Source organism: Gemmatimonadaceae bacterium (genome assembly GCA_019637445.1).
Lineage (GTDB): Bacteria > Gemmatimonadota > Gemmatimonadetes > Gemmatimonadales > Gemmatimonadaceae > Pseudogemmatithrix.
Genome location: JAHBVS010000002.1, coordinates 112848 through 139072 on the forward strand (window position 1 = coordinate 112848; position 26225 = coordinate 139072).

Annotated in this window: 35 protein-coding genes; 30 read left to right on the plus strand and 5 right to left on the minus strand. The window is 67.4% G+C overall.

The window, feature by feature from the left end; genetic code table 11:
• Positions 1-36 precede the first annotated feature (36 nt).
• The 3 genes from KF709_10665 (at position 37) to rpsG (ending at position 1409) form a co-directional block, all read left to right on the plus strand.
• Entirely contained in the window at positions 37-429 is a 393-nt protein-coding gene (locus tag KF709_10665; protein ID MBX3174864.1) for a hypothetical protein, read from the plus strand.
• Positions 430-539: 110 nt separating this feature from the next.
• Complete coding sequence (gene rpsL, locus KF709_10670) at positions 540-938, plus strand: 30S ribosomal protein S12 (GenBank protein ID MBX3174865.1); 399 nt, start codon at positions 540-542, stop codon at positions 936-938.
• Positions 939-1409, plus strand: coding sequence for a 30S ribosomal protein S7 (gene rpsG, locus KF709_10675; protein ID MBX3174866.1), 471 nt, complete (start codon positions 939-941; stop codon positions 1407-1409).
• Positions 1410-1510: 101 nt separating this feature from the next.
• On the opposite strand, the gene KF709_10680 is transcribed toward rpsG, so the two are convergent.
• The gene (locus KF709_10680; protein ID MBX3174867.1) at positions 1511-2995 is read right to left on the minus strand and encodes a DUF3943 domain-containing protein; all 1485 of its coding nucleotides are present in this window, start codon (positions 2993-2995) and stop codon (positions 1511-1513) included.
• 35 nt (positions 2996-3030) lie between these two features.
• Complete coding sequence (locus tag KF709_10685; GenBank protein ID MBX3174868.1) at positions 3031-3597, minus strand: DinB family protein; 567 nt, start codon at positions 3595-3597, stop codon at positions 3031-3033.
• A gap of 123 nt (positions 3598-3720) precedes the next feature.
• Between KF709_10685 and KF709_10690 the strand changes: the two genes are divergently transcribed.
• The 27 genes from KF709_10690 to map all read left to right on the plus strand — a co-directional run bounded on the left by KF709_10690 (position 3721) and on the right by map (position 22133).
• Positions 3721-5235, plus strand: coding sequence for a serine hydrolase (locus KF709_10690; GenBank protein MBX3174869.1), 1515 nt, complete (start codon positions 3721-3723; stop codon positions 5233-5235).
• Between the two features lie 469 nt (positions 5236-5704).
• Positions 5705-7822, plus strand: a complete 2118-nt coding sequence (gene fusA, locus KF709_10695; GenBank protein ID MBX3174870.1) for an elongation factor G — start codon at positions 5705-5707, stop codon at positions 7820-7822.
• 94 nt (positions 7823-7916) lie between these two features.
• Positions 7917-9119 carry an elongation factor Tu gene (gene tuf / locus KF709_10700; protein ID MBX3174871.1) on the plus strand — a complete coding sequence of 401 codons (1203 nt, stop codon included), beginning with the start codon at positions 7917-7919 and terminating at the stop codon, positions 9117-9119.
• A 60-nt stretch (positions 9120-9179) separates the two neighbouring features.
• Positions 9180-9488, plus strand: a complete 309-nt coding sequence (gene rpsJ / locus KF709_10705; protein ID MBX3174872.1) for a 30S ribosomal protein S10 — start codon at positions 9180-9182, stop codon at positions 9486-9488.
• 171 nt (positions 9489-9659) lie between these two features.
• Positions 9660-10340: a 50S ribosomal protein L3 gene (rplC, locus tag KF709_10710; GenBank protein MBX3174873.1), complete on the plus strand. Its 681-nt coding sequence runs from the start codon at positions 9660-9662 to the stop codon at positions 10338-10340.
• Between the two features lie 3 nt (positions 10341-10343).
• A complete protein-coding gene (rplD, locus tag KF709_10715) occupies positions 10344-11222 on the plus strand; it encodes a 50S ribosomal protein L4 (protein ID MBX3174874.1) in 879 nt (292 codons plus the stop codon).
• Between the two features lie 3 nt (positions 11223-11225).
• Complete coding sequence (locus KF709_10720) at positions 11226-11513, plus strand: 50S ribosomal protein L23 (protein MBX3174875.1); 288 nt, start codon at positions 11226-11228, stop codon at positions 11511-11513.
• A gap of 4 nt (positions 11514-11517) precedes the next feature.
• Complete coding sequence (gene rplB, locus KF709_10725; protein MBX3174876.1) at positions 11518-12351, plus strand: 50S ribosomal protein L2; 834 nt, start codon at positions 11518-11520, stop codon at positions 12349-12351.
• A gap of 15 nt (positions 12352-12366) precedes the next feature.
• On the plus strand, positions 12367-12687 hold the full coding sequence (gene rpsS / locus KF709_10730; GenBank protein ID MBX3174877.1) for a 30S ribosomal protein S19: 321 nt from the start codon (positions 12367-12369) through the stop codon (positions 12685-12687).
• A 3-nt stretch (positions 12688-12690) separates the two neighbouring features.
• Entirely contained in the window at positions 12691-13050 is a 360-nt protein-coding gene (gene rplV / locus KF709_10735) for a 50S ribosomal protein L22 (GenBank protein ID MBX3174878.1), read from the plus strand.
• Positions 13050-13712, plus strand: a complete 663-nt coding sequence (gene rpsC / locus KF709_10740; protein ID MBX3174879.1) for a 30S ribosomal protein S3 — start codon at positions 13050-13052, stop codon at positions 13710-13712. The genes rplV and rpsC overlap by 1 nt, the downstream gene beginning before the upstream one ends.
• A 13-nt stretch (positions 13713-13725) precedes the next feature.
• The gene (rplP, locus tag KF709_10745; protein MBX3174880.1) at positions 13726-14154 is read left to right on the plus strand and encodes a 50S ribosomal protein L16; all 429 of its coding nucleotides are present in this window, start codon (positions 13726-13728) and stop codon (positions 14152-14154) included.
• Positions 14144-14350, plus strand: a complete 207-nt coding sequence (gene rpmC / locus KF709_10750) for a 50S ribosomal protein L29 (protein MBX3174881.1) — start codon at positions 14144-14146, stop codon at positions 14348-14350. The genes rplP and rpmC overlap by 11 nt, the downstream gene beginning before the upstream one ends.
• 21 nt (positions 14351-14371) lie before the next feature.
• Positions 14372-14653, plus strand: coding sequence for a 30S ribosomal protein S17 (gene rpsQ / locus KF709_10755; GenBank protein ID MBX3174882.1), 282 nt, complete (start codon positions 14372-14374; stop codon positions 14651-14653).
• Positions 14654-14668: 15 nt separating this feature from the next.
• Positions 14669-15037, plus strand: coding sequence for a 50S ribosomal protein L14 (gene rplN, locus KF709_10760; protein ID MBX3174883.1), 369 nt, complete (start codon positions 14669-14671; stop codon positions 15035-15037).
• Positions 15038-15436, plus strand: a complete 399-nt coding sequence (gene rplX / locus KF709_10765) for a 50S ribosomal protein L24 (GenBank protein MBX3174884.1) — start codon at positions 15038-15040, stop codon at positions 15434-15436.
• Between the two features lie 77 nt (positions 15437-15513).
• Entirely contained in the window at positions 15514-16122 is a 609-nt protein-coding gene (rplE, locus tag KF709_10770) for a 50S ribosomal protein L5 (GenBank protein ID MBX3174885.1), read from the plus strand.
• Between the two features lie 7 nt (positions 16123-16129).
• On the plus strand, positions 16130-16435 hold the full coding sequence (rpsN, locus tag KF709_10775) for a 30S ribosomal protein S14 (GenBank protein MBX3174886.1): 306 nt from the start codon (positions 16130-16132) through the stop codon (positions 16433-16435).
• 160 nt (positions 16436-16595) lie between these two features.
• Entirely contained in the window at positions 16596-16994 is a 399-nt protein-coding gene (gene rpsH, locus KF709_10780) for a 30S ribosomal protein S8 (protein MBX3174887.1), read from the plus strand.
• Between the two features lie 12 nt (positions 16995-17006).
• Positions 17007-17546 (plus strand): 50S ribosomal protein L6, encoded by a 540-nt coding sequence (gene rplF / locus KF709_10785; protein ID MBX3174888.1) that lies wholly within the window; start codon positions 17007-17009, stop codon positions 17544-17546.
• On the plus strand, positions 17546-17902 hold the full coding sequence (gene rplR / locus KF709_10790) for a 50S ribosomal protein L18 (protein MBX3174889.1): 357 nt from the start codon (positions 17546-17548) through the stop codon (positions 17900-17902). The genes rplF and rplR overlap by 1 nt, the downstream gene beginning before the upstream one ends.
• Positions 17903-18637: a 30S ribosomal protein S5 gene (gene rpsE / locus KF709_10795; GenBank protein ID MBX3174890.1), complete on the plus strand. Its 735-nt coding sequence runs from the start codon at positions 17903-17905 to the stop codon at positions 18635-18637. It abuts the gene before it with no gap.
• A complete protein-coding gene (gene rpmD, locus KF709_10800; protein ID MBX3174891.1) occupies positions 18638-18889 on the plus strand; it encodes a 50S ribosomal protein L30 in 252 nt (83 codons plus the stop codon).
• Between the two features lie 3 nt (positions 18890-18892).
• Complete coding sequence (gene rplO, locus KF709_10805) at positions 18893-19354, plus strand: 50S ribosomal protein L15 (GenBank protein MBX3174892.1); 462 nt, start codon at positions 18893-18895, stop codon at positions 19352-19354.
• A 3-nt stretch (positions 19355-19357) separates the two neighbouring features.
• Entirely contained in the window at positions 19358-20689 is a 1332-nt protein-coding gene (gene secY, locus KF709_10810; GenBank protein MBX3174893.1) for a preprotein translocase subunit SecY, read from the plus strand.
• Positions 20690-21328: an adenylate kinase gene (locus KF709_10815; GenBank protein MBX3174894.1), complete on the plus strand. Its 639-nt coding sequence runs from the start codon at positions 20690-20692 to the stop codon at positions 21326-21328.
• Between the two features lie 49 nt (positions 21329-21377).
• Positions 21378-22133, plus strand: a complete 756-nt coding sequence (gene map, locus KF709_10820) for a type I methionyl aminopeptidase (protein MBX3174895.1) — start codon at positions 21378-21380, stop codon at positions 22131-22133.
• A gap of 33 nt (positions 22134-22166) precedes the next feature.
• On the opposite strand, the gene KF709_10825 is transcribed toward map, so the two are convergent.
• From KF709_10825 to KF709_10835, 3 genes are all read right to left on the minus strand, one after another.
• On the minus strand, positions 22167-23582 hold the full coding sequence (locus KF709_10825; GenBank protein MBX3174896.1) for a copper resistance protein CopC/CopD: 1416 nt from the start codon (positions 23580-23582) through the stop codon (positions 22167-22169).
• A 68-nt stretch (positions 23583-23650) separates the two neighbouring features.
• Positions 23651-25171 (minus strand): glutamate formimidoyltransferase, encoded by a 1521-nt coding sequence (gene ftcD / locus KF709_10830; protein MBX3174897.1) that lies wholly within the window; start codon positions 25169-25171, stop codon positions 23651-23653.
• A gap of 205 nt (positions 25172-25376) precedes the next feature.
• On the minus strand, positions 25377-26225 hold the full coding sequence (locus tag KF709_10835) for an inositol monophosphatase (GenBank protein ID MBX3174898.1): 849 nt from the start codon (positions 26223-26225) through the stop codon (positions 25377-25379).

Genomic DNA, 26225 nt, shown 5'->3' on the forward strand with positions numbered 1-26225 from the left:
TGGACGTCCAGACCTAGGTCCCACATCTTCGAGGCGATGCCCCTGCGTCGCACGCTTCCACTGCTTGTCGTCGCGGTCGGCCTGCTCAGCGGCTGCTTCCATTACCGGGCGGTCGGCAGGCTCCGTGAGGGCCAGCCCCTGCCGCCCTCCTCGCGCGTGACCCTCTACACAGGTCGTGTCCTCGTGCTGGCCTCGGGGTGGGTGGAGAACGACAGCATCAAGGGCTACCAGCCGGGGCAGTCCCGCCGCACCGAGGTGCCGCTGGCCTCCGTGGACTACATCGAGTCCAAGCGGCTCGATGGCAAGAACACCGTGATCACGGTGGGCATCCTCACGGTCACGGTCCTGCTCGCCCTCAAGGCGCGGTCGATTGCCGGCGGGCTGAATTCCGCCTCAATCGGGATGACGGCGCCGCCCCTCGTGCCCTGAGCCGCGCCGGTTGACCAAGGCCCCTTGGTCGCCTACCTTTTAAGGCTCTGTTCCGTGCCGCCCGTCGGGCGATCCACGTAGTTACAGAAGTCCGAACACCTTAGGGTAAGATGCCGACGATCAATCAGTTGGTCCGGCAGAGCCGCAAGGAAGTCGTCAAGAAGGACAAGGCGCCGGCTCTGAAGGAGAATCCGTTCAAGCGTGGCGTGTGCACCCGCGTGTACACCACCACCCCCAAGAAGCCAAACTCCGCGCTGCGTAAGGTCGCGCGCGTGCGTCTCGTCAACGGCTTCGAAGTCACTGCCTACATCCCCGGCGAGGGCCACAACCTGCAGGAGCACTCGATCGTGCTCATCCGCGGTGGCCGTGTGAAGGACCTCCCCGGCGTGCGCTACCACATCGTGCGCGGCAAGCTCGACGCCTCCGGCGTCAACGGGCGCAACAAGAGCCGCTCCAAGTACGGGACCAAGAAGCCGAAGGCGGGTGCCCCGGCTGGAGGGAAGAAGTAAATGAGCCGCCGCAAGAGTGCCGTGAAGCGCACCATCCTGCCGGATGCGCGCTACGACAGCCAGACCGTCTCCAAGTTCATCAACGTCCTGATGTACCAGGGCAAGAAGTCCACCGCCGAGCGCATCTTCTACGGCGCGATGGACGTCGTCGAGGCCAAGGCGCAGCAGCCGGGCGTGCAGGTCTTCAAGCAGGCGCTGACCAACCTCAAGCCGGTCGTCGAGGTGAAGTCCCGCCGCGTCGGCGGCGCCACGTATCAGGTGCCGGTCGAGGTGCGTCCCGAGCGCCGCACCGCCCTGGCCATGCGCTGGCTGATCAGCTACTCGCGCGAGCGCAACGAGAAGTCGATGGCCGAGAAGCTGGCCGCCGAGGTGCTCGCCGCCGCCAAGGGCGAGGGCAACGCCATCAAGAAGAAGGAAGACACGCACCGCATGGCCGAGGCCAACAAGGCCTTCGCGCACTACCGCTGGTAAGCGCTGTCGTCCGCAGGCATCACGAGGGGCCCCGACCGATGGTCGGGGCCCCTCGTGGCATTCGAGGCCTTAGAGGCCGAGCCTTCCTTCAATGCCGCCACCTACCGCCGCCAGCGCGGCGGGTTGATGGCCAGCCCCAACCAAAACTCCGGCGCGTAGGCCCGCGTGCGTGGTTGATCGGCGAAGTAGCTGCGGCGCGTCTGGTACCGGAGACCGGCCTCGAATCTGGTGCGATGTCCCAGTGGGGCATCGAGCAGGAACTCCTGCCGCTCAAGCACGTGCGAGGTGGCGACGCCGTCGATTACCCGAAGGGCCGTCTGGCTACTGCGGGTGCGCACTCGGAAGTCGTTGGGGAAGGTGAAGGAGGTCTGCAACTCGAGCCCGCCACCATACGTGTAGTCGTAGTTCCGCCCCTCGTCGCTCGGCGGCTGGAAGTCGTCCTCTACGGCCGCGATCGGGATGGCGCGCAGACGGGTGCCCGCAGTCACGCGCACCTTCTTGAACAACATGTAGTCGCGCTCGACGCCGAAGGTCACCGATTGCGCGCCGATCTCGAAGGCGCGGCTGCGCACGTAGTCGTATCGCAGGTGCGAAGACAGCAGCCAATCGGTGCCGGTGGCTTGGCGGCGAAGCACCTTGCCCCAGAGGTTGCCTTCCGAACGCATGAAGTAGAGCGGCGCTCCCGGAATCGACGTGAGCTCGAAGTCCACCTCAAAGGTCGAGAACGGCGCCTCGGTCAGCTGGCTGGGATCGCCGTAGACGACGCGGCCCGCCAACTTCGCGCCGGTCAGCCACTGCGTCTCGCCGGTGCGGTTCGTGCCCAAGGCGAGCGCTCCCGTGACCACGCTCGCCCGATAGTTGTGCGGGCGAGCGTCCGGCGGGTTGGCGCCGACGCGGTGCGCGTGACCGCGCACGATCCGATCGAAGCCGCGCACGGGGTTCACGGCGAACGCGCCCGCCTCGCGCCAGAAGCGCTCGGCGCCGCGGGCCTCGTTGTCGAGCACGGCGTCCGAGAGCCGTCGTGTGATCTCGCCCACGCCCGTCCCGCCGATCCAGGTGGTCAACAAGTCGTTGACTGCCGGAAGGTTCTTCTCGCCGCAGCACTCCCAGACGAAAGAACCAACCAAGGTCATCGCCGAAGCGGTCCAGAAGGAGTAGCCGTTCGTGCGATACCCGTTGAAGTAGGTCGCGCCCTGCAGCGGGTGGCCGATCTGGTTGACGACGAAGCCGTTTGGATCCCAGTCCCAGCGTCCGCGCCAACTCGTGAGCCACTGGTTGAGCGAGATGTCGCCGACGTCGCCCTCGCGCAGGAATCGATTAAAGGCCCAGGCCGTCCACATGCCCAGCGTCCACTCACCGAATGCGGGCCAGGCTTGACGCGCGCGGTCGCAGTCCCAGCAGGGCAAGGAATCCTGCCCCTGCGCGCTCCCGACTGCCCGCAGTCCGGTCGCCGTCGGCTTCGCCCAGCCCTGCGCCAGCGTCGGCGGTTCCAACCGAAGTGCCGAGAGCCGAGGCGGCGATTCCTGCGCCGACGTCGGCTCCGCAGCCAAGAGCGCCGCGCCGAGCAGGCCGAGCTTCAGTCGCAAAAGGGCACGGCGCGCTTGGCGGAGCGCGTTCGGGCTCAGTTGCTCCAGGGTGGCTTCACGTTGTTGGAGCGCGCATACGCAATCAGTTGCCCGAGGTGCTCGTGCAGGTGCGTCACCGTGCCGACCATCGCGTTCAACCGCGCCGACTGGCTCCCGAACCAGTTGATCTGCTCGGTCAGGTTGGCGTCGGAGTTGACGCCAATGGCGCGGTGCAGATGCATGAATGACGCCTCGAGGTCGGCCACGATCTGCGCCTTGGTCAGGCCCTTCCGCGACTCGTAGGCCACCGCGGTGTTGTAGTCGGCCGTGATGTTTGTCGAGGCGGGCGCCGGTGTGCCCATCAGGACTGGGAGGATGTAGTTGTCCGCGGCGATGTGCTGCAGGACCTCCCCGATGGAACGCACGCCGGCCCCAGGTCGCCACGCGTAGGCCGACTCCGGGATGGCGTTGGCCAACCCGACGATCTTCCGTTGGGCCTGATTGATGTCGGCATGCATCGCGGCCATGAAGCCCTGCTGGGCGGCGGTGCTCCGGGGAGCGCTCGCCAGGGCGCACACGGCAAGCGCCGCGGCAGCAAGCGCGGGACGGGCGACGGTAATCATCGACGACTCCGGTCAGGGGGATGGCGCGGCGGCGATCCACGCCTGCCTCTAGCCTACGACGGGGGCGGCAGAGTGCAAGCACCCGCGCAACTGTTCCCCCGGCAGCGTTGTCCGATACCGCATATGACGACCCCCACCCATTGCTACGCCGCCCGCGTCCTTGTCGCAGCGGCCTTTGCCATATCCACGGTCGATGCCCAGTCCCTCGGCACGCCAGCGCCCGCGCCGCCTCGCGAGGCGGTCGCCCTGATGGGGGACGCACTGCTCCGGGTGCTCGGCGACTCCTCGCGGGCGGATGGCGACGCATTCATTGAGGCGCAGCACTCGCCGCGCCAGTCACCCGAGGAGGTCGCCGCGCAGCGTCGGTTGCTGGGCGTCCTCCTCCGGGATGGTGCACCCTTCGTGGTGCAAGGGCAGCAACAGACGGCCTCCGGTCGCATCCTCGAACTGTGGTCCACACGCGCCGGCCGCGGGTTGACGCTGGCCTATGCAGTGGACCGACAGGATCCCAGCCGGCTGTGGTCGCTGCGGGCCTTGCGTGCCGTGGATCCTGCCGCCGAGGTCCGCGACATTGCCGTGGCCGGCGCGCTGCCCGGGAACGAGGCCAGTCTCGAGGCGGTTTCGGCGGCAGTCCACGACGAGGTGCAGCGACTGGGTGCCGTCGGGGGATTCAGCGGTCAGGTCGTCGTGGCCAGCCACGGAAGGATTCTCGCCAACGAGGCAGTGGGCTTCGTCGATACCCTCGGCACACGCCTGCTGCCGTCCTCGCTACTCGGACAGGCGTCCACGCCAAAGATGCTGGTGGCGATCAGCATCGCGCAGTTGGTCGAGAAGGGGCGCCTGCGCTGGGACGACACCTTGGCCGCCCTGCTGCCCACATTGCCTTGGGATCCGAGTGCGCGCGCTGTGAGTGTGCGCCAGTTGCTGACGCACACGGCAGGCTTCGGGGAACTGTGGGACGTTCCAGGGTTCGACGCCACGCGCGAGTACGCGCGCATGACGGAGATTGCCCGCCTCATTGCGCCGCGGCCCATTCAGCCAGTGCGCGGATTTTCGTATTCCAACGAGGGCTTCGAGATTCTGGCGGCGATTGTGGAGGCCGTGAGCGGTGAGCCGTATCCACAATATTTGAGGGATCACCTGCTGCGGCCCGCCGGCGTTGCTCGCGATCCGGGGCGGGCCGACAGCAGCGCAATGGCACGGCGAGCCCACGGCCTGCCGGGCTCCCCGGCCGACCCCCTCAACCTCCGACCGCGTACGCGGCAGGGCACGCTAGGTCCGTACGGGGGGACGGGTGCGGGCGGCGGCTACGCCACGGCCGAGGAGTGGGCCCTGATCCTGGGCGCCCTCCACGACGGGCGCCTCGTGGGCCGCGAACTCTTGGATAGCCTCACCCAGCCGCGGGTGGAGGTACAGGGCGGCGCGCAGCCCTCCCACTACGGCTTCGGGATGATGGTCGACGACATCGGCGGCACGCGATACGTCGGCCACGGAGGCGGCGGCCCGTACGCGGGTGTCTGCAACGAGGTACGGACGGCGGTCGACGGCTCGTGGACGGTCATCGTGCTGTCCAACCTGGACGCCCCTTCCTGCCAGCGGCTCCTAGCCGCACTCCTGCGTGCCCGCCCCCGAGCGTAGGGGGCACCCTAGGCCCGCATCCCTCGCCTAGCATAACCACAAGCGGGGAGTTGACTTCCGGTCACTGGGGAGTACTTTTCACGGGCTACGGAGAAACGCTGCAAGGCGTCTCGCCGCAGCAAGGTGTTCGAGGCGATCATTTTCGAGCACCCCGGAGCACTGCGTTCCGGCAATATGGGCCCGCCAACGTCGGCATGTTCGAGACGCGCGGGGGGAGTGGACAGCCCGATCGATCCCGCATCACGCGAGTGATGCGCCGAGATTCCCGAAAAGCACGCAGGACAACTGAACGTCGAGGGATGGTTCGCGTTGGCCCTCGACGCGCCGTGGGTCCCCAGTCGCGCAGCAGTGGCGACTGTACCCGGCGAGTGCGGATGGATACCGGTTCCCCGGATCGCTTCATGGGGGGAACGCCTGGTCCAGCCGCGTTTTTGTTCCCCTGACTTCCCAAGCTTTCCGACCGAATACGATGCCTCGCACGACCGATCTCAAGTACTACCGGAACATCGGCATCATGGCGCACATCGATGCCGGCAAGACCACGACGACCGAGCGCGTCCTCTACTATACGGGGAAGTCGCACAAGATCGGCGAGGTCCACGACGGCGCGGCCACGATGGACTGGATGGAGCAGGAGCAGGAGCGCGGCATCACGATCACGTCCGCCGCGACGACGTGCTTCTGGATGCGCCACGGCCAGTCGGACCAGAAGGGCGAGGGGCCGGAGTACCGCATCAACATCATCGACACCCCGGGGCACGTGGACTTCACCGTCGAGGTGGAGCGTTCGCTCCGCGTGCTCGACGGCGCCGTGGCCCTGCTGGACTCGGTGGCGGGCGTGGAGCCGCAGACGGAGACCGTCTGGCGCCAGGCCGACCGCTACAAGGTCCCGCGCATGATCTTCTCGAACAAGATGGACCGTGTCGGCGCCAACTTCGAACGTTGCGTCGAGATGATCCAGGACCGCCTCTCCAAGGCGGCCCTGCCGATCCAGCTCCCGGTGGGTTCGGGCGAGCTGTTCACGGGCCACATCGACATCATCGAGCGCAAGCAGTACATCTTCGACAACGAGACGATGGGCAAGACCTTCACGGTCACCGACGTCCCGGAAGAGTTCAAGGAAAAGGTCGAGGCCGCGCGCCACGCGCTGGTCGAGATGGTCGTCGAGCACGACGAGACGCTCATCGAGAAGTACCTCGGCGGCGAGGAGCTGACCGTCGAGGAGATCCGCCACGCCATCCGCGCGGCGACCTGCTCGATGAAGTTCGTGCCGATCCTCTGCGGCGCCTCGTTCAAGAACAAGGGCGTGCAGGCCCTGCTCGACGCGGTCATCGACTACCTGCCGGCGCCGAACGACGTGCCCGCCATCGAGGGCCACGCGCCGCAGCACGATGCGACTGTCGAGACCCGCGAGGTGTCCGACAACGTCCCGTTCTCCGCGCTGGCGTTCAAGGTCGCCACCGACCCCTTCGTCGGCCGCCTGACGTTCTTCCGCGTGTACTCCGGCGTGCTCAAGGCCGGCGCCCACGTCTACAACAGCACCAAGGACAAGCGCGAGCGCATCGGTCGCCTCCTGCAGATGCACGCCAACAAGCGTGAGGAGATCGAGGAAGTGCGCGCCGGCGACATCGCCGCCGCCATCGGCCTCAAGGACACGCGCACCGGCGACACGCTCTCCGACGAGGACAAGCCGATCATCCTCGAGGCCATGAAGTTCCCGACGCCCGTCATCGACGTCGCGGTCGAGCCAAAGACCAAGGCCGACCAGGACAAGATGGGCATCGCGCTGAACAAGCTGGCCGAGGAAGACCCGACCTTCCGCGTCCACACGGACGCCGAGACGGGCCAGACGATCATCTCGGGCATGGGCGAGCTGCACCTCGAGATCATCGTCGACCGCATGATGCGCGAGTTCAAGGTCGAGGCGAACGTGGGCCGTCCGCAGGTGGCCTACCGCGAGACGATCAAGAAGCGCGTCGAGAAGATCGAGGGCAAGTTCGTCCGCCAGTCCGGCGGCAAGGGCCAGTACGGCCACGTGGTCATCAATGCGATGCCCGCCGAGCCGGGCCAGGGCTACGTCTTCGAGGACAAGATCACGGGCGGTGTCATCCCGCGCGAGTTCATCAAGCCGGTCGAGATGGGCATCAAGGAAGCCCTCGAGAACGGCATCCTCGCCGGCTACCCGATGGTGGACGTGAAGGTCGAGCTGGTCTTCGGCTCGTATCACGACGTCGACTCGTCGGAAATGGCGTTCAAGATCGCCGGCTCGATGGCCATCAAGGAGGCCGCGCGCGCCGCGACCCCGGTCATCCTCGAGCCCATGATGAAGGTCGAGGTCGTCAGCCCCGACCAGTTCTTCGGCGATGTGCTGGGCGACATCTCCGCCCGCCGCGGCAAGATCGGCGGCATGACGCAGCGCGGCGAGGCCCAGGTCATCGGTGCCACCGTGCCGCTCTCCGAGATGTTCGGCTACTCCACCAAGCTCCGCTCGATGACGCAGGGTCGCGCGGTCTACTCGATGGAGTTCTCGCACTACGAGGAAGTGCCGAAGGCGAAGGCGGACGAGATCATCGCGAAGGTCAAGTAGGCAAACGGCAGTTGTAAGTCATGAGTTGTGAGTCGTAAGTCAGAAGCACAGCACTGAAGTCGAATTCCTTTCACACCACCTCAGGAAGCAAGAAATGGCCAAGGCAAAGTTCGAGCGGACCAAGCCGCACGTGAACGTGGGCACGATCGGCCACGTCGACCACGGCAAGACCACCACCACGGCCGCCCTGACCAAGATCTCGGCGGACAAGTTCGGCAACACGAAGTACGTCGCCTACGACGAGGTCGCGAAGGCGTCCGAGTCGCAGGGTCGTCGTGATGCCACCAAGATCCTCACGATCGCCACGTCGCACGTGGAGTACGAGACGGACGCGCGCCACTACGCGCACGTCGACTGCCCCGGCCACGCCGACTACGTGAAGAACATGATCACGGGCGCCGCGCAGATGGACGGCGCGATCCTCGTGGTGTCGGCCGTCGACGGCCCGATGCCGCAGACCCGTGAGCACATCCTCCTGGCCCGCCAGGTGAACGTGCCGAAGATCGTGGTCTTCCTGAACAAGTGCGACCTCGTCGAGGACGCCGAGCTCCTCGACCTCGTCGAGCTCGAGGTCCGCGAGCTGCTCTCCAAGTACAACTACGACGGCGACAACGCCCCGGTCATCCGCGGCTCGGCGTCCAACGCCATCGCCGGCGACCCGAAGTGGGTGGCCACGATCGAGGAGCTCTACAGCGCCCTCGACACGTACATCCCGGAGCCCGTCCGCGAGGTCGACAAGCCCTTCCTGCTCCCCGTCGAGGACGTGTTCTCGATCACGGGCCGTGGCACGGTGGCGACCGGTCGTATCGAGCGCGGCAAGTGCAAGGTCGGTGAGGAGCTCGAGTTCGTGGGCTACAACTCGGACAAGAAGACCGTCGTCACCGGCGTTGAGATGTTCCGCAAGCTGCTGGACGAGGGCTTCGCCGGCGACAACGTCGGCCTCCTCCTCCGCGGCGTGGACAAGAAGGAAATCGAGCGCGGCATGGTGCTCGCCAAGCCCGGCTCGATCAAGCCGCACACGAAGTTCCAGGCCGAGGTCTACGTCCTCACGAAGGAAGAGGGCGGCCGCCACACGCCGTTCTTCAAGGGCTACCGCCCGCAGTTCTACTTCCGCACGACGGACGTGACCGGTGCCATCGAGCTGCCCGAGGGCACGGAGATGGTCATGCCGGGCGACAACGTGCAGATGACGATCGAGCTCATCATCCCGATCGCGATGGAGGAGCAGCTGCGCTTCGCCATCCGTGAGGGCGGCCGCACCGTGGGTGCCGGCGTGGTGACCAAGATCCTCGCCTAACAACGAACGGGGCACGTCGGGGCGGCGACCGCCGCCCCCGACGAACCCAGTGGAGAATCAATGGCTGGACGTATTCGCATCCGTCTCAAGGCATTCGATCACGCGGTGATCGACCAGGCCTCGGCGGACATCGTGCGGACCGCGGAGAAGACCGGGGCCCAGATCTCGGGTCCGATCCCGCTCCCCACGAAGACGCAGCGCTGGACGGTCCTCCGTTCGCCGCACGTCGACAAGAAGTCGCGTGAGCAGTTCGAGCTGAAGACGCACAAGCGGGTGATCGACATCCTCGACTCGAAGGCCGTGACGGTGGACGCGCTGACCAAGCTCGATCTGCCGGCCGGTGTCGATGTCGAGATCAAGGTTGAGTAACGGCAGTGGTGAGTTGTGAGTTCTGAGTCGTAAGTGAAGGGCGATGCGGGGTGTCCCGCTTCTCTCACCACTTACAACTCACGCCTCAAAACTCACCGCTGATGGTCCTCCGGCCACAACGGACCGCACACAAGGGTGCGCCCGGGCCGCGACTAACTGAGCGAGAGAGCAATGATCGGAATCATCGGGAAGAAGCTGGGCATGACCCAGATCTTCGACGACAAGGGGCAGCAGATCCCCTGCACGGTGGTGGAGGCCACGCCGAATCCCGTCACGAAGGTCGTGACGTCGGAGCAGGCGGGCTTTGCTTCCGTCGAGCTCGGCTATGGCGCACAGCGCCTGCCGCGCGAGTCGAAGAAGGGAGAGAAGACGCCGAAGGGCCGTCGCGCGAACAAGGCCGTCATCGGGCACGCCAAGAAGGCGGGCCTCGAGACGCCGCCCGCCGTGCTGCGTTCCTTCCGGCTGGACGATGCGCCTGGGAAGGCCGAGGTGCCGACGTACAACGTCGGTGACGTGATCAAGGTGGACATCTTCGCCCCCGGCGAGATCGTCAAGGTCACCGGCACGTCGAAGGGCCGCGGCTTCCAGGGCGTGGTGAAGCGCCACGGCTTCGGCGGTGGTCCCAACACCCACGGCAACACCAAGCACCGGCGCCCCGGCTCCATCGGCCCCGGCACCGACCCGTCGCGCGTCATCAAGGGCAAGAAGATGCCCGGCCACTACGGCGCCGCGCGGCACACCCAGATCAACCTCCGCGTCGAGAAGATCGATGCCGAGCGCAACCTGATCTATATCCGCGGCTCCGTCGCCGGCCCGACCAACGGGATCGTCCTCGTCCGCAAGCAGGGCTAACCGATGTCCGACAACAACAACTTCCAGGCCGCCACGTTCACGGCGCTCGGCACCCCGCGCGACAAGGTCGCGCTGCCGGCCGCGACGTTCGACGGCACTGTCAACCTGCCGGTCATGCACCAGGCGGTGAAGGCGCAGCTCGCCAACGCCCGCCAGGGCACGCACGCCACCAAGACCCGCCGCTGGGTCGTCGGTGGCAACCAGAAGCCGTGGAAGCAGAAGGGCACCGGCCGCGCCCGTCAGGGCTCGACCCGCGCCCCGAACTGGGTCGGCGGCGGCACCGTGTTCGGTCCGCAGCCCCGTGGCTACGAGCAGAAGGTCCCCAAGCAGATCAAGGCGCTGGCCCGCAAGTCCGCGCTCAACGCCCGCGCCCGCGAGGAGTCGGTGTTCGTCATCGACCGCTTCGCCTACGACAAGCCCAAGACGGCCCAGCTCGTGCAGCTGCTGGCCCGCCTCGAGCTCAATCATAAGAAGGCGCTGATCCTCACCGACGGCGTGAAGCCGAACGTGTACCTCTCGGGCCGCAACATCCCGAACGTCATCGTGATGCCGTACAGCGACGCCAGCACCTACGACCTGCTCTGGTCGGACGTGGTGCTCGTCGAGGCGGGCGCGATCGGCCAGGAGCTGGAGCCGGTGGCCGAGAAGGCGGTCGAGAAGGTGAAGGTCGCCCGCAAGAAGGCCTCGCCGGCCAAGGCCGAGAAGGCCGCGGCGAAGGCCGAGAAGAAGAAGGCGCCGGCCGCGAAGAAGGCCGCCGCCAAGAAGCCGGCGGCGAAGAAGCCCGCTGCCAAGAAGCCGGCCGCCAAGAAGGCCGCTGCCAAGAAGCCGGCGGCGAAGAAGGCGGCTGCCAAGAAGGCCCCTGCCAAGAAGAAGGGGAAGTAACCAATGCCGACTACGCATCGCACCATCGTCCGGCCCATCGTCACCGAGAAGACCTCGGCGGCGTACCAGAGCCGTGGCGAGTACACGTTCGAGGTCCATCCGACCGCGAACAAGATTGCCATCAAGCAGGCCATCGAGTCGCTCTTCGGGGTGAAGGTGACGGGGGTCTGGACCTCGCAGCAGCGCGGGAAGCCGCGTCGCGTGGGGTCGACGTCCGGCCTGCGGCCGCGGTGGAAGAAGGCCATCGTGACGCTCAAGGCGGGCGACACGATCGAGATCTTCGAGGGCTGAGCCAATGGGTATCCGTCAATTCAAGCCGGTGAGCGCCGCGACGCGGTTCCGTTCCGTGTCCGACAACGCCGAGATCACGCGCAGCACGCCGGAGAAGTCGCTGACCGAGCCGCTCAAGAAGAGCGGTGGTCGTGACAACCACGGCCACATCTCGATGCGCCGCCTCGGCGGTGGTCACAAGCGCAAGTACCGCATCATCGATTTCAAGCGCAACAAGCACGGCGTCACGGCGACCGTGCAGCACATCGAGTACGACCCGAACCGTTCGGCGCGCATCGCGCTGGTCGAGTACGCGGACGGCGAGAAGCGCTACATCCTGCACCCCAAGGGCCTCGCGGTGGGCGACACCATCGTGAGCGGCAAGGGGTCGGACGTGCGCACGGGCAACGCGATGCCGCTCAAGGAGGTGCCGCTGGGCACCGCCGTGCACAACGTGGAGCTCAAGCCGGGCAAGGGCGGCCAGATGGCCCGCTCGGCCGGCACCTCGCTGCAGGTGGTCGCGAAGGAAGGCGACTACGTGACGCTGCGCATGGCCAGCACCGAGATGCGCCTGATCCACGGCGATTGCCTCGCCACCATCGGTGAGGTCGGCAACGCCGAGCACGAGCTGGTCTCGTGGGGCAAGGCCGGCAAGACGCGCTGGATGGGGCGTCGCCCGAAGGTGCGCGGTGAAGTGATGAACCCGGTGGACCACCCGCACGGTGGCCGCACGCGCGGCGGCCGCAACGTGGTGAGCCCCTGGGGCAAGAAGGAGGGCGTCAAGACGCGCAACAAGAAGAAGGCGTCGCAGCGTCTGATTGTCCGTGGCCGGAAGCGCGGCAAGGCCACCCAGAGCTGATCAAGGAACCCAACTATGTCACGTTCCATCAAGAAGGGCCCGTTCATCCAGGAGGCGCTGCTCAAGCGCGTCGTGGCGATGAACGCCAAGAACGAGAAGAAGGTCGTGAAGACCTGGTCGCGCGCGAGCACGGTGATCCCCGAGTTCGTCGGGCACACGTTCGCCGTGCACAACGGCAACAAGTTCATCCCGGTCTACGTGACGGAGAACATGGTCGGGCACAAGCTCGGCGAGTTTGCCCCGACGCGCCTCTTCCGTGGCCACACCGGCAACAACAAGACCGACAAGAAGGCGGCGCCCGCTGCGGCGGCGGCCCCGGCCAAGGGAGGCAAGTAAGCCATGACCGAGGCACGGGCCATCCAGCGGACGACGCGGCAGTCGCCCTACAAGATGCGGCTGGTCATTGACCAGATCCGAGGGCTGCCGGTCAACGACGCGCTCTCGATGCTGAAGTTCAGCAAGAAGCACGCGGCGCAGCAGATCTCCAAGGTGCTGTCGTCGGCCGTCGCCAACGCCGAGCAGGCCGCGAAGCAGAACAACGCGGCGCTCGACGTGGACGCGCTGTACGTGAAGCACGCGATCGTGAACGAGGGACCGAAGCTCAAGCGGTGGACGCCGGCGGCCATGGGCCGGGCGACGCCGATGATCAAGCGAACCAGCCACGTCGAGATCGTCGTGGCCGAGAAGGAAGGTCGATAATGGGACAGAAGACGCATCCGGTTGGCTTCCGCCTCGGCGTGAGCACCCAGCACCGGTCCAAGTGGTTCGCCAAGAAGGACTTCCCGGCGCTGCTCAAGGAAGACGCGCTGCTCCGGAAGTACCTCAAGGCGCGTCTCTCGGGCGCGGCCATCGCCGAAGTCACCATCGAGCGGAAGCCGGGGAAGGTCGTCGTGACCATCCACACCGGCCGTCCGGGCGTGGTCATCGGCAAGAAGGGCCAGGCGGTCGAGGAGCTCAAGACCGAGCTCCAGCAGCTGACGGGCAAGGAAGTCGGCGTGAACGTCGAGGAGATCAAGCGCCCGGAGATCGAGGCGCAGCTCGTCGCCGACAACATCGCCGCCCAGCTGGCGCAGCGCATCTCGTTCCGTCGCGCCATGAAGCGCGCGGTGCAGAGCGCGATGCGCATGGGCGCCGAGGGCATCAAGGTGAAGTGCTCGGGCCGCCTCGGTGGCGCCGAGATCGCACGCGTCGAGGGCTACCACGAGGGGCGGGTGCCCCTCCACACGCTCCGCGCGGACATTGACTACGCGACGTCGACCGCGAAGACCACCTTCGGCACCATCGGTGTGAAGGTCTGGATCTTCAAGGGCGAGGTCATCGAGGGTCGTCGGGGCAACTCGACGTACTCCTCGGACGCCTAAGGAGAGCTGACCAATGCTGGCACCGAAGCGGGTCAAGTTCCGCAAGATGTTCAAGGGGCGCACGACGGGTCTGGCCCGTCGCGGCGCGACGGTGGCCTTTGGCCACTTTGGATTGCAGGCGCTGGAGCCGGGCTGGATCACGGCGCGCCAGATCGAGGCCGCGCGCGTGGCGCTCACGCGCCACATCAAGCGCGGCGGCAAGGTCTGGATCCGGATCTTCCCCGACAAGCCGGTGACGAAGAAGCCCGCCGAGACCCGCATGGGTAAGGGCAAGGGCTCGCCGGAACTCTGGGTGGCGGTGGTCAAGCCTGGCCGCGTGCTGTTCGAGATCGAGGGTGTGACGAAGGAGATCGCGCAGCAGGCGTTGGGATTGGCCGCCGCCAAGCTGGGCGTGAAGACCAAGTTCGTGGTGCGCGAGGAGGCGCAGGGCAATGAAGGCTGATCAGATTCGGGAACTGAGTGTGGACGAGATCCGCACGCGTCTCGGCGAGCTGGAGGAGGAGAAGTTCCGTCTCCGCTTCCGCGGCGCCACGGAGGCGCTCGAGAACCCGCTGCGCCTGCGCACCATCCGCCGCGACATCGCGCGGCTTCAGACGGTGCTCCGCGAGAAGGCCCAGAAGATGGAGGCCGCGCGCTAAGGCGCGCGAGAGGAGACCCAGATGGCTGAAACCGTGAATTCCGCCGCCGCGAGCCGGGCCACCCGCAAGGTGCGTCAGGGCCTGGTCGTGAGCGACAAGATGGCCAAGACAATCGTGGTCGCGATCGAGCGTCGCGTGCCGCACCCCGTGTACGGGAAGATGGTGACGCGGACCAAGCGCCTGAAGGCGCACGACGAGGAGAACTCGGCGAAGGTCGGCGACACCGTCCGCATCGTGGAGACCCGCCCGCTGTCGAAGGACAAGCGCTGGCGCCTCCTCGAGATCGTCGAGCGCGCGCGCTAAGGGAGACCGACTACCATGATCCAGCAAGAGAGTGTGGTGAAGGTGGCGGACAACTCGGGCGCCAAGCGGGCGCTCGTGATCCGCGTGCTCGGCGGGACGCGCCGTCGCTATGCCGGCCTTGGCGACAAGGTCGTCGTGGCGGTGAAGGACGCGCTCCCCAACGGCACCGTGAAGAAGAGCGACGTGGCCAAGGCCGTCGTCGTCCGCACCGTCAAGGAGACCCGCCGCAAGGACGGGTCCTACATCAAGTTCGACGAGAACGCCGTGGTCATCATCGATGACAAGGGCGAGCCGCGTGCCACGCGCATCTTCGGGCCCGTCGCCCGCGAGCTGCGTGACAAGCGCTATATGAAGATCGTGTCGCTGGCCCCTGAGGTGCTGTAAATGCGTATCCTGACCCATCGCAAGACGCGCGGGAAGAAGAACGTCCTGCGCCACGCCCGCAACGCCGATCGCGTCGAGACCAAGATCACCAAGGGTGATACGGTCCGCGTGATGCGCGGCGACGACGCCGGCAAGGACGGCAAGGTCATCCGCGTCTACCTGAAGACGGGCCGCGTGACGATCGAGGGCATCAACATCGTGAAGAAGCACCGTCGCGCGCGCACGGCCGACGAGCAGTCGGGCATCATCGAGATGCCGGCGCCCGTCGCGCTGTCGAACGTGATGCTGCTGGACCCCAAGTCGGGCGAGCCGACGCGCGTGCGCGCGAAGATCGACGCCGACGGTACGAAGGAGCGCATCAGCGCCAAGAGCGGGTCTCCCATCCCGCGCAGCCGCTGAGCGAGGACTGACCAATGGCAACGACCAAGACGCAGGGCAAGAAGAGCGGTGGCCAGGGCGGCGAGAAGCGCGCCTCGATGCTGCCGAAGGACCATAAGGGAGTGGGGCTGCCGGTGCCGGCGCCCCGCCTCCAGAAGCACTACCAGTCGGTGGTGCGCGCGAAGCTGATGCAGCAGTTCGGGCTCAAGAACCCGCACCAGCTGCCCAACCTCTCGAAGATCACGCTGAACGTCGGCATGGGCGAGGCCATCAAGCAGCCCAAGGTGCTCGACGCGATCGTGGACGAGATGGCCACCATCACCGGCCAGAAGCCGGTGCGCACCAAGGCCAAGAAGTCCATCGCGAACTTCGGCCAGCGCGAAGGCCAGGAGATCGGCGTGTCGGTGACGCTGCGCGGCGCGCGGATGTGGGAGTTCATGGACCGCTTCGTGTCCACGGCCATCCCGCGCATCCGTGACTTCCGTGGGCTGTCCACCCGCTCGTTCGACGGCCGTGGCAACTACAGCCTCGGCGTGAAGGAGCAGATGATCTTCCCCGAGATCAACTATGACCTCGTGGAGCAGATCCACGGCATGGACATCACGTTCGTGACGACCACGAACCGCGACGACCTGGCCTTCGCGCTCCTCCGGGAGCTCGGGATGCCGTTCCGCGGCGATGACAAGCCCATCGTCGTCCAGGGCTGAGGATTCTATGGCAAAGAAGAGCACGATCGAGAAGAACGAGCGCCGCAAGGCGATGGCGGCCAAGCAGGCCGCGAAGCGTGCCGCGCTCGGCGCCGTGGTGAAGAGCGTCACGGCCAGCGACGAGGAGAAGCGGGCGGCGCAGGTCGCGCTGCAGAAGCTGCCTCGGAACGGTGCCAAGGCCCGTATCCGCAACCGCTGCCAAATGACCGGCCGCAGCCGCGGAAACATCCGCACCTTCGGCCTGAGCCGTATCGCGTTCCGCGAGATGGCGCTGCAGGGGCTGATTCCGGGGGTTCGGAAGGCGTCGTGGTAGGACGGCAGTTGTGAGTTATGAGTTATGAGTAGTGAGTCGTTGCCGTTCACTCACAACTCACCACTCACAACTCACAACTGTGGTTCAGCAGTTCAACGGATGAAGGCCCGGACCGCACAATGCCCCGGGAACCACATCCATACTCAGTGAGAGTCACCAAATGAGCATGACCGACCCGATCGCCGATATGCTCACGCGGATCCGCAATGCTGTCGGTTCGAAGCATCGCCGCGTGGACATTCCGGCGTCCAAGATGAAGGTGGAGATCGCACGCCTGCTGAAGGAGTCGAACTTCATCACGGACTACAAGACGCTCGAGACGCCCGAGGGGAAGAAGGTCCTCCGCGTGGCGCTCAAGTATGCCGGCAACACGCCGGTCATCCGCGAGCTGAAGCGCGTGTCTTCGCCCGGCCTCCGGCAGTATGTCGGCGCCGCCGAGATCCCGCGCGTGCGCAATGGGCTGGGGGTCGCGATCCTCAGCACGTCGAAGGGCCTGATGACGGACCGCGAGGCGCGCCAGCAGCGCACCGGCGGTGAGCTCCTCGCCTACGTCTGGTAAGGAGACCCCATCATGTCGCGTATTGGCAAGCTGCCTATCAACGTCCCGTCGGGCGTGACGGTGAAGGTCGAGGGGAATGCGGTGTCGGCGAAGGGCCCCAAGGGGGAACTGTCGCGGACCATCCACCCCGAGATGTCCGTCAAGCTCGAGGGCAATGTCATCACCGTGGCGCGGCCGTCGGATGAGCCAGGCCACAAGTCGCTGCACGGCCTCTCGCGCACCCTGATCGCCAACATGGTCGAGGGCGTGTCGAAGGGCTACAAGAAGGAGCTGGAGATCACGGGCGTCGGCTTCAAGGCGGAGCCGAAGCCGTTCGGGCTGCAGCTCGCGCTGGGCTTCTCGCACCAGGTGCAGTACAAGGCACCGGCGGGGATCAAGCTCTCGGCGCCGCAGCCGACGCAGGTCGTCATCGAGGGCGCGGACAAGGAGAAGGTGGGCCAGGTGGCCGCCGAGATCCGGTCGCTGCGTCCGCCCGAGCCGTACAAGGGCAAGGGCATCAAGTATGTGGGCGAGACCATCCGCCGGAAGGCCGGCAAGGCCGGAGGTAAGTAATGCCTGGGAAGCGAGTTCCGAAGACGCGCGCCGCGCTGCGGCAGCGCCGTCATGCCCGGGTGCGGGCCAAGGTGGCGGGCACGGCCGAGCGGCCGCGTCTCGTCGTGTTCCGGTCGCTGAAGCACATCACCGCCCAGCTGGTGGACGATGTGCAGCGCAAGACCCTGATGACCGTGACGGACAGCGGCCTGACGGGCAAGAAGTCGGAGAAGTCGGTCGAGGTCGGCAAGCGTGTGGCCGAGCAGGCGAAGGCCGCCGGCATCACGAAGGTCGTGTTCGATCGTGGTGGTTACCAGTATCACGGCCGCGTGAAGGCGGTGGCCGACGGAGCCCGCAACGGCGGGCTGGAGTTCTAAATGGCTGAACAGAGTGGAGCATTCGGAGGGGGCGCGGGCGGTCCTGGTGGCCGTGGCCGTGGTGGACCGGGTGGCGGGCGCGGGCGCGGTGGCCCGGGCGGCGGCCGCGGTGGTCCGGGCGGTGGCCGTGGTCCCGGCGGCGGTCGCGGTGGTCCGGGCGGTGGTCGCGATGGTCGCGGCGGCCGTGACGGCGGCCGTGGCGGCGCCCCGATGCAGGAGCGCGAAGGCAGCGACCTGCTGGAGAACGTGATCGCCATCAACCGCGTCGCCAAGGTCGTGAAGGGCGGCCGGCGCTTCAGCTTCAACGCCCTCGTCGCCGTCGGTGACGGTCAGGGCAAGGTTGGCGTGGCGACGGGCAAGGCGAACGAGGTGTCCGAGGCGGTCCGCAAGGCCGTCGACGCCGCGCGTCGCCACATGGTGAGCGTGCCGATGACCGGCGCGACCATCCCGCACGAGATCGTCGGGCGTCACGGGGCCGGCAAGGTCCTGATGAAGCCGGCGGCCCCCGGTGCCGGCGTGATCGCCGGTGGCGCGGTGCGTGCGGTGCTGGAGTGCGTGGGCATCCACGACATCCTCACCAAGTCGCTGGGTTCGACCAACCCGCACAACATGGTGCTCGCCGCGCTCGAAGGGCTGACCAGCCTGACGACGGTGGAGCAGATCGCGCGCGAGCGCGGCGTCGAGGTCTCCTCGCTGCCGTACAAGTCGCGGGCGAAGTCGAAGGAGGTTGTGTAAATGCCGCGCACGTTCGTGTGGCACCGCACCCGCGGGCCCAAGCACACCGAGCCGAACACCCTCACCGAGGGGAAGGTCCGCATCACGCAGGTGCGGTCCGGCATCGGCCATGACAAGAAGATGAACGCCACCCTCGAGGCGCTCGGCCTCAAGCACCACCAGGATTCGGTGGTGCACCAGGACAGCCCGAGCCTGCGCGGGATGATCAAGCGCGTGCGGCACCTCGTGTCCGTCACGCCGGAGAAGGAGTAAGCGATGAGCGACGAGAAGATCACCCTGGGCACCCTGGCGCGTACGCCGGGCTCGCACCGGAACCGCAAGCGCCTCGGGCGCGGCCCCGGCTCCGGCACGGGCAAGACGTCGGGCAAGGGTCACAAGGGCATCAAGGCCCGCGCCGGCCACCACGGCCCGGGCGGCAACAAGCCGCACTTCGAGGGCGGCCAGATGCCGCTCACGCGTCGCGTGCCGAAGCGTGGCTTCCATAATCCGTTCCGCGTCGAGGCCCAGGTCATCGGGCTCGATGAGCTTGCGCTGCTGTCGGGCACGGACGTGACCATGGAGACGCTGGAGGCCGCTGGCCTCGCCAAGGCGTCGAAGGGGCCGGCCAAGGTCCTCGCCAACGGCGAGGTCACCAAGGCCTTCACGGTCAAGGGACTCAAGGTCAGCGCCGCGGCGAAGGCCAAGATCGTCGCCGCTGGCGGCGCGGTCGAGGCGTAAGCAATGGCCCAGCCGAACCCGATGGCGGCGGTGGGGAACATCTACCGCACGCCGGAGCTCTGGCAGAAGATCACGTTCACGTTCCTCTGCCTGGTGATCTACCGGGTGGGCTCGCACGTCACCGCCCCCGGCGTGGACGTGACGGCGATGCTGGACTTCTTCGCCAGCCAGGGCGGTGGGCTGCTCGGGCTGTATGACCTGTTCGTGGGCGGGAACCTCTCCCGCTCCACGATCTTCGCCCTGGGCATCATGCCCTACATCTCGGCGTCGATCTTCATGCAGATCGCGGCCGCGGTGGTCCCCTCGATGGACAAGCTCCAGAAGGACGAGGAGGGGCGCAAGAAGATCACCCAGTGGACGCGCTACGGCACCGTCGCCCTCGCCGCCGTGCAGGGCTATGGCTACGCGCTGTTCACCTCGGGCGTGCAGGGCGCCGTGCTCAACCCGGGCACGGGCTTTGTCTTCCAGATGGTGCTCTTCCTCACCACGGGCGCGCTGTTCGTGATGTGGCTGGGCGAGCAGATCACCGAGCGCGGCCTCGGCAACGGCGCCTCGCTGCTGATCTTCTTCAGCATCGTCGAGCGCTTCATCCCGGGCATCTTCCAGACGTTCTCCTTCGTGAGCACGGGCGCGGTCTCGCTGCTCTCGCTCATCGGGATGACGATCACGATGCTCCTGGTGGTGGCCGGCACCGTGGCGATGACCCTCGCCGCGCGCCGCATCGCCATCCAGATCCCGCAGCGCACGATGGCCCGCGGCCGTCAGCGCGAGGCGGCGAAGAACTTCATCCCGCTGCGCATCAACACCGCCGGCGTGATGCCGATCATCTTCGCCCAGTCCATCATCGTGGTGCCGGGCGCGATCGCGCAGTTCTCCGGCAACCCGGCGCTGGCCCAGTTCTCCGAGATGTTCGCGCCCGGGACGTGGCTCTACTTCACGCTCTCGGCCGTGCTCATCATGTTCTTCACGTACTTCTACACGTCCATCATCTTCAATCCGGTGGACCTGGCGGAGAACCTGAAGAAGCAGGGCGGCTTCATCCCGGGCATCAAGCCGGGCTCGAAGACGGCCGAGTACATCGACCACGTGGTCTCGCGCATCACCCTGCCGGGTGCGGCGTTCCTGACCGTGATCGCGCTGCTCCCGATCTGGCTGGCCGACATCTTTGGCGTGCCGTTCCAGTTCGGCGGCACCTCGCTGCTTATCGTGGTCGGCGTGGCGCTCGACACGATGGCCCAGATGCAGAACCACCTGCTGCTCCGCAAGTACGACGGCTTCATGAAGAAGGGTGGCCGCGTGCGTTTCCGGGGTCGCAACGTCACGCAGGGCTTCTAGGTGCTGGTCGTCCTGCTCGGACCACCCGGTGCAGGCAAGGGGACGCAGGGGGAGCGGATCGCCGCGACCCTCGGCGTCCCCAAGCTCGCTACAGGGGATGTGCTCCGCGCCGCGGTGAAGGACGGCACGAAGCTGGGTCTCGAGGCCAAGGGCTTCATGGACCGCGGTGACCTGGTCCCCGACAGCGTGATTCTCGGGATCATCAAGGAAGCGCTGCTGTCGAGCACCTACGCGAAGGGCGCGATCCTCGACGGCGTCGTGCGCACGGTGCCGCAGGCCGAGGGCCTCAAGGGGCTCACGAAGGAGATCGGCAAGCAGGTCGACGTGGTGCTCAACTTCGAGATCGCCGACGAACTGCTCGTGGAGCGCCTCTCCGGCCGCACCACCTGCGACAAGACGCAGAAGCCGTTCACGGGCGAGCAGCCCGGCACCCCCTGCCCGGATGGCTGCGGCGGCACCCTGGTGCGTCGCAAGGACGACGAGCCCGAGGCCATCCGCAACCGGCTCAGCGTGTACCACGCGCAGACCAAGCCCGTGCTGGACTGGTATGTCGGCGAGAAGGCGAATGTGCAGCACATCGATGCCGTGGGCTCGTTCGACGACGTGACGGCGCGCGCGCTCAAGGCTGTAGGGAAGTGACGGCGCGAGCCGTCCGCGCCATACCGCGTACTGCCGTGGGCCTGACGCGATGATCCAGCTCAAGAGCCCACGCGAGCTCGAGACGATGGCCGCCGGCGGCCGCATCCTCGCCGCCACGCATCAGCACATCAAGCCTGCCCTCGTCGACGGCGCCAGCACGCTGGAGATCGACGCGATGGTGGAGTCGTTCATCCGCTCGCACGCGGGTGCCACGCCGTCCTTCAAGGGTCTCTACGGCTTCCCCGGCTCGGCCTGCATCTCGCTCAACGAGGAGATCGTTCACGGCATCCCCAGCGCCAAGCGCATCCTGAAGGACGGGGACATCATCACCGTGGATATCGGCGTGCACTATGGCGGCTTCCACACCGACTCGGCCTGGACCTACGCCGTGGGTGAGATTTCGTCAGAGGCCAAGAAGCTGATGGAGGTCACGGAAGCGTCGCTGTGGGCCGGCATCCGCGAGACCAAGCTTGGCAACCACATCGGCGACATCGGCCATGCGGTCGAGGGCGTGGTGACGAAGGCGGGCTTCAGCGTGGTCCGTGATCTGGTCGGGCACGGTGTCGGGGCGGCGATGCACGAGGAGCCGCAGGTGCCGAATCACGGCAAGCCGAAGCGGGGGCCGCGCTTGCAGGCCGGGATGACGCTGGCGATCGAGCCGATGGTGAACGCGGGTGCGGCAGCCACCAAGACGCTGTCGGACAAGTGGACCATCGTCACGCTCGATGGGGCGCTGAGTGCGCACTTCGAGCATACGGTGGCGATCACGGCCGATGGGCCGCGGGTGCTGACGACGCTGGACTAGTCGCTGCTGTCGCCGCCGATGGCGGCGCAGCCGTCAGTGCGGCAGCGGCGTCGCCACCAGCACGGCTGTCGCGATCAACACCAGCGCACCGCCGAGCAGTTCAACCGACGTCGTCCTCACCAGCGCCCGCGTACCCTCCGCGCCGCCCAGCCGCGGCCGCACACGCTTCCAGTTCCAGAACCCCGCCGCCAGCACAATCGCCAGCGCGGCCATCTTCGTCTGCAGCGCCGTGGCGTAGGGCCCGGTCCAGGCTGCGGCGTCTGAGCCCACTCGCAGCCAGGCCCCGGCCACGCCGGTTACGCCCAGCACGGCCGCAGCCGTGAGCGCCATCGGCGTGAACGACTCCGCCAGCGCGGCGATCTGCGGGCCGCTGATGGCGTTCGGCAGCCTGCGCAGGGCAGGGATGGCCGCCACGAACATCACGACGAGCGCGCCCAGCCAGGCCGAGGCGGAAAGCACGTGCAGCGCGTCGAGGATCAGGCCTGCCGTGCGTGGCTCCGTACTCGCCGCGTGGCCCGCAAAGCCGGGCGCGGCCACGAAGACGGGCACTGCGAGGGCCGCGACCCACCAGCCCCAGCGTACTCCCCGCCGTGCCATCACGAAGCCGATTAGCGAGACAATGGACGCGTAGGCCTGCCAGACCAGCGCGCGCATCCAGGGCATGCCCTGCAGCGAGGCGATGAACGCCCGCGCGCCCGCCTCACCGCCGCCGAAGGCCTCGAAGAGCGCATTGGCCTGCACGTCGATCCGCAGGTCGGTGGCCAGGGCCAGCAGGCCAGAGGCAAACATCCCAACGACCGCGACGCGCTTGGACAACGCTGGCACCGCGGCCGGCTCCAAGGGCGCCGACTCGGCGAGCACGCGGCGCTGCGCACCCGGCATCACGACCAACGCGAAGACCACCACACCCACGGTGACCAGCAGGAATCCGAAGTGCGCCGTGCGCACGGTGACGGCCCAGGGCGTGTTCAGCGCGGCGGTAGACTCTACGTCCGACAGGGCGGCTGGCGGTCCGGCGGGAATAGGCCGCAACCCCTCGAGCGGATCGGCCGGAGGCGGCGCCTGCTGCACACCGGCGACCACGAAGCGGATTTCGCCCGTGACCGGATGCCCATCTGCGCCCACCACGTGCCACTCGAGCCGGTAGTCGCCGTCCCAGAGCACGGGGCCGGCGTGCACCACGAAATCGCGCAGCGAGCTTTCGACGTAGCGCAGGCCACCGAGCGGGATCTCGCGACCGGTGGCATCCGAGAGCCGCAGGCGGATGACATCAAGCGTGAGGTTCTGGGTGAATCCGAGATGCAGTTCGGTGATGCGCGTGCGGACGGTGTCGCCTGCGGCCGGCGATGAACTGCGCAGGCCGAGGTGGGCGCGAGCATCTGACGCGGAGGTCGCCAGGAGCAGCAGCGCGAGCAACGCCGCGCGACCAAAGCTGCGAAGCACTCGCATCGCGCCTGCGCTACGTTGTGCACTCACGCCCAGGGCGCCCACGCAGAGTGCGGTCGCGCGCGGCGCACTCACGCGAGTTGCTTCTCAACCGCTGCCGTCGCCCGCGCCGCCGCTTCACTTGCCGTCTTCACCAGACGCTCGGACTCCTTCGCCATCGGCGCGCCAGCGGCCTTGTCCGGCATCCCGACCACATTGATGCGCACGTTGTACGCGGCACCCTTGGCCGCGGCCTCGGCGAGCAGTGCGGCAACGCCAGCATCGCTGGCCGCATTGGTGTTCCCCTTCTCGGCGCAGATCGCTGCCAGCTCCGCCACCTCGGCGCACCAGCGCGCCGTCTCCAGCGGCACCTCGGCGGCCTTCATCAGACCGGCCTGGATGGCGGCGTCGCGCGCGGTCACCTGCTCGGGCGATTCCTTCGGCAGCTTGTATGCATCACTGACCAAAGTGTACGCGGCCGCATCCTCATCCTTGAGCTGACGCAGCCGCTTCACCAACGCAGCAGCGCGCAGCCCGAGCTCCTTCATTTGCTCCTCGACGGCGACGTACTTCTTCCGGCCCACCGTGAGTCCAGCCACCATCTGCGCCAACGCCGCCGCGAGCGAGCCGGTGAGTGCCACCACGGAGCCGCCACCTGGCACGGGCGCCGAGCTCGCGACGTCGGCCGTGAAGCCGGCGACGCTCTCGCCGCCCGAAGCCGCCGCGCGCACCTTCCGCTCGAGCACGGCCTCGGGCGAGTACCCACGCCAACGCAGATGCCGCGCCGCGGCCTCGAACAGCGCGCGCTCGGGCACGAGCCCGACGATCTCGCTCCAGGTTGGCGTGACGCCCTGCGCCTCGGCTTCCATCTTCACCATCTCGTAGGCGCGGTGCAGGGGCGTGGCGTCGAGGTCCACGAGGTTCATCGACACCTGCGCCTGGCCGTCCACTTCAAGCCCGAGTCCCTTCACGCCCTTGAGCCCGCCGCTGGATCCGCGCACGGCCTTGGCGACGCTCTTGGCGACGGCAATGTTCTCCTTGCTGCCGAGGTAGACGTTGAAGGCGACGAGGAACGGCCGCGCGCCGATGACGGTGGCGCCGGCGGTGGCGTGGATCTTGTTGGGCCCGTAGTCGGGCGTGCGCTTGGGATCCTTGCCGATCTCCTCGCGCGCGGCCTCGAACTCACCGCGGCGGATGTCCGCGAGGTTGACGCGATCCGGCCGCGAGGCGGCGCGCTCATAGAGGAACACGGGGATCTGCAGCTCATTGCCCACGCGCTCGCCGAGTTGGCGGGCGAGGACGATGCAGTCCTCCATCGACGTCCCTTCGAGCGGGATGAAGGGGCAGACGTCGGTGGCCCCGATGCGCGGATGCTCGCCCTGGTGCTGGGTGAGGTCGATGCGCTCGCTGGCGACCTTGATGCCACGGAACGCGGCCTCGGCGGCCACGTCCGTGGGCGCCACGAAGGTCACGACGGTGCGGTTATGGTCGTGGTCGCTGGAGACATCGAGCACCACGACGCCCTGCACACTGGCGATGGCATCGCGGATGGCATTGATGACCGCAGGGTCGCGGCCTTCGGAGAAGTTCGGGACGCACTCGACTAGGGACATTTCGCTCTTGTTGTGGATTCGGGGTGGTGCTTGAATCTAGCCCTTGTGGAGGGGGGGAACTGCATTGCCACAGAGGCACAGAGACACAGAGAACTACAAGTGCATTCGGAGGCGGTCGCCCCGCTGGGATCCGCCCGAGGGACCCCCAAGGAAGTTGAAGTTGCGGTTCTCTGTGTCTCTGTGTCTCTGTGGCAAAGCAGTTCCCCTAAGCCCGCGCCAAAGCCTCAGCCAGCCACCGATGCATCACGGCGGAACCGGCCAAAACGGATGACCTCCCGAAGGCCCTGAGGTGGGCTCCCGACAGGTCCGTCACGATGCCGCCGGCCTCGCGCACGAGCAGCATCCCGGCGGCGAAGTCCCAGGGCGAGAGCATCTGCTCCCAGAAGCCATCGAAGCGGCCGGCGGCGACGCTGGCCAGGTCCAGGGCGGCCGCGCCGGGGCGGCGGACGCCGGCAACTTCTGCCATGACAGACGCCATCTGCCGGTGGTAGGGCCCGATGTCGTCCGCGTCTTTGAACGGGAAGCCCGTGCCGATCAGGGCCCGCTCGGGCTGGGAGATGGTCGAGACGCGCAGGCGCTCGCGGCCAGCGGACCCATTCGCGGCTGTCGAGCTGTCCCCGACAAAGGCGCCTCCCCCGGCGGTGGCCGTGAAGACCTCGCCACGAGGGACATCGTGCACCACCGCCGCCACCGGCTCCCCGTCCCGCAGGATCGCGATGGAGACCGCGTAGGCCGGAAATCCGTGCAGGAAGTTCGTCGTGCCGTCCAACGGGTCCACCACCAGCGCCAGGCCGCGCTGCAGGCGCTCGGGGGGCAGGGAGGTCGCGGACTCCTCGGCCAGGACCGCCGCCTCGGGGAGCTCGGCCGTCAGCAGCCCCAGAATCGCCCGCTCGGCGGCCACATCCACCTCCGAGACGAAGTCCGTCGGCGCGGCCTTTGAGTGCCAGTCCAGCTCCCGCACCCGTGGCGCCGCCTCGGCGATCACCGCCGCGCCCGCCGCCGCGGCCCGGACCGCCATCGCCAACAGCTCCGCGTTCTCCCGTTGATGCCCCAC